Genomic DNA, 2,890 nt, shown 5'->3' with positions numbered 1-2,890 from the left:
CCTCTCCTATCTTTGTACCGTCCATTGATCCTGAGGTATCTATTAAAAAAAATAGAACCATCATCTTTCTAGGTATTTCTTCATTGAGTAAAAAATCATCCATAATTTTTCTCCTTATTTATTAAATATTCCTTTTCTTCCACCGTCAAAGTCAACCTCTAAGTTAGTCACAATTCTTGCTACCTTTTTATCTTCTAGAGACCTTTGTTCCATGCCTTCATACTTTAGATACCAAGCAGAACCAGACTTATTATGAAGTCCAAGTTGTTTTGGATTGTTTTTTGCCCTAACAACTTCGCCTGTAACAGTTTTATAGTCCTCGCTAGTATCGCTTGTATGGTATTTGTAAAGTTTTACACCTGGATATACCGGGATTTTTATATTATTGATTTCTAATTTAAGTGGTACCTTTAGTTTATTGCCACAAGAGCATACTCCATTGCCACTATAATCAACAAATGAATCCCTGCCACATGAGCAAGTGATAAGGTCTGTTCTTAGCTTCATCAATATATCTAGCCACTCACTCTCAAGCCTTCTATTGGCCTTCATCAATAACTTATCTTGTGAAAACTCATCTATAAAGGCCTGCCTAAAGAATTCAGGATATGCTCCCCATTTTCTGCCTACGTTTTTGTGTATGGCTGGGTCTGGCCTATTAGAGAAATTTTTAGGATCCATTATAAAAATCGGATTTTTCCCATAAATATTAATCTCATCTTCTTCTGTAGTTAAATCTAATAAAGAGGCCTTTCCCTCTAGTGGGTGGTTTGCAAAAAATAACAAAAACAAAATTACTGATAGTGAATACCTATCCGTTTGTTTATCTGGTGGTTTTTTTCCAACTACAACTTCTGGCGCCATATACCTTGGCTTTCCCATTACCCCTGAGTTATAGCCATGGCCCATAACATTGTCATTATCACAAATTAAAACATCACCAGTATCAAAGTTTATAAAAAAGTTTCCATCATTAAGGTCTTGGTAGTTATAACCTGCCCTGTGTAAAAGCATAAAACATTCGGTAATATTTAGACCTGTATTTATAAGCGCCTCTATGGATGAGAAGGTTTTCTTTCCCAATAGATATTCAGAAAAATCATCATAAGAATCAGGTTTTAAATCCATGATATAGCCAAAACTAGCTTCTTTGTCTTCTGAATCATATTGGGTCAAATCTTTTGGCCATAAAAATCCCTCACCAGGACTAGGATTTTTTATATTATTTTGCAAGTTGTCATAAAACTTTCTTCCATTTGAAATAGTAGATTTCTTGAACCATTTTAAGGCCATATCTTTGCCATCATAATCTACTAGGTATACAGTACCCTGACCACCAGATCCCAGCTCTTTTTTTACCGTCACACTGACATCTTTATCAGTACGGAGTACTTGCCCATTTTTTAATTTGTCCATTTTCCCTCCTAGCAACGAGTTTTTATAAGATATATACAAAAAAATCCACACTGTAATATTTAATTAAAATCAATTTAAAATTTACAAATTAATTTAATTATATACCTACCATTTGACAAATATTATATAACATTTCAAATTTTTAATCAATTAGTCTTTTATATGAGATTCTGATGAAATTATAATAAGCACTGAATTCTATCACCCAATATTTTAGTAAACTATCCAGCTCTTTGATATAATAATATAAATAAATATGATCCAGGGACAAAACAGGAACTATTTTTCTTGCCCTAAAATTCGGAGGAATAAAGAGATGAAAGCAAATAGGTTTAAAGAACTAGAACCGTGTCTAGAATATATTTACAATAACTTTGGGGAAGAAGTTTTTTTCTCTGGTAGACTATCTGCCTATGTCCTAGACCTAGGTCCAAGTATTGAAGAATATTCTGTAATAAGACTTTTAGAAAAAGAAAATATCCTAAATCAAATCGAGACAATAGGGTCTTTAGATATCAATGATAGAAATCTCCTAGTAAACGATATAATTTATAAACTCCCTGTCCACCTAAATAAGGATGCATTTAAAAGCACTCTGGAGGTTATCATATTAAGCCTAGGTATAGACCTTGGTGGAAATAATAAAACTCAAAAAGATACTCCTTTAAATACATCTACACACAATTCTCAAAATATTTCTTCAATTGCTAATATAAATACCAATGCTCCAAAGTCAAACATGTATGATGATGACATGGAACCCTTAGATGAAGAATCTAAACAAATTATTATTGAACTTTTTAAAGATAAAATAGATGAAGAAGTTGATAATATCCTAAAAAATACTATAATTTCAGAAACACCTCCATCAGAATTTGAATTTGATAAAAATACCGGAACCATAGTTAAGTATCTTGGTACTAGCAAGGAAATAACAATCCCTGAAAAAATCCAGGGAATACCAGTAAAAATTATTGGCGATTCTTCTTTTAAAGATATTGGCATTGAAAAAATAAATATTCCCTTTGGAATTGAAAAAATTGGAGCCCGGGCTTTTGAGAATAATAAAATTGAAACCCTTAATATACCTGATAGTGTAAAATCTATTGGTAAGTACGCATTTTGTGAAAATCAAATTAATGATTTGACACTAGATCAAAATATTGAGTTTATTGGTGATTTTGCTTTCAGTGAAAATAAAATTGAAACTATTAGTATACCTAATAGTGTAAAATCTATTGGTAATCGTGCATTTAGTGAAAATCAAATTAATGATTTGACACTAGGTCAAAATATTGAGCTTATTGGTATTGCTGCTTTCTGTGAAAATAAAATTCAAACTCTTAGTATACCTGATAGTGTAAAATTTATAGGTAGGTACGCATTTTGGAAAAATCAAATTAATGATTTGACACTAGATCAAAATATTGAGCTTATTGGTAATTGTGCTTTCAGTAAAAATAATATTGAAAAT

At 31.3% G+C, this 2,890-nt stretch carries 2 protein-coding genes; one reads left to right on the top strand and one right to left on the bottom strand.

Annotated elements, in window-relative coordinates; all coding sequences use genetic code 11:
• Window positions 1–114 precede the first annotated feature (114 nt).
• Window positions 115–1,416 (bottom strand): serine/threonine-protein kinase, encoded by a 1,302-nt coding sequence (locus Q0U66_RS05730; RefSeq protein WP_297378575.1) that lies wholly within the window; start codon window positions 1,414–1,416, stop codon window positions 115–117.
• Between the two features lie 316 nt (window positions 1,417–1,732).
• On the opposite strand from Q0U66_RS05730, the gene Q0U66_RS05725 reads away from it, so the two are divergent.
• Window positions 1,733–2,890: leucine-rich repeat domain-containing protein (locus tag Q0U66_RS05725; RefSeq protein ID WP_297378573.1), on the top strand; the 1,158-nt coding region annotated here is incomplete at its 3' end.

It is taken from the genome of uncultured Helcococcus sp. (assembly GCF_946998255.1).
GTDB lineage: Bacteria > Bacillota > Clostridia > Tissierellales > Peptoniphilaceae > Helcococcus.
The sequence above is the reverse complement of the archived record's forward strand: the minus strand, read 5'-3'. Positions and strand labels throughout refer to the sequence as shown.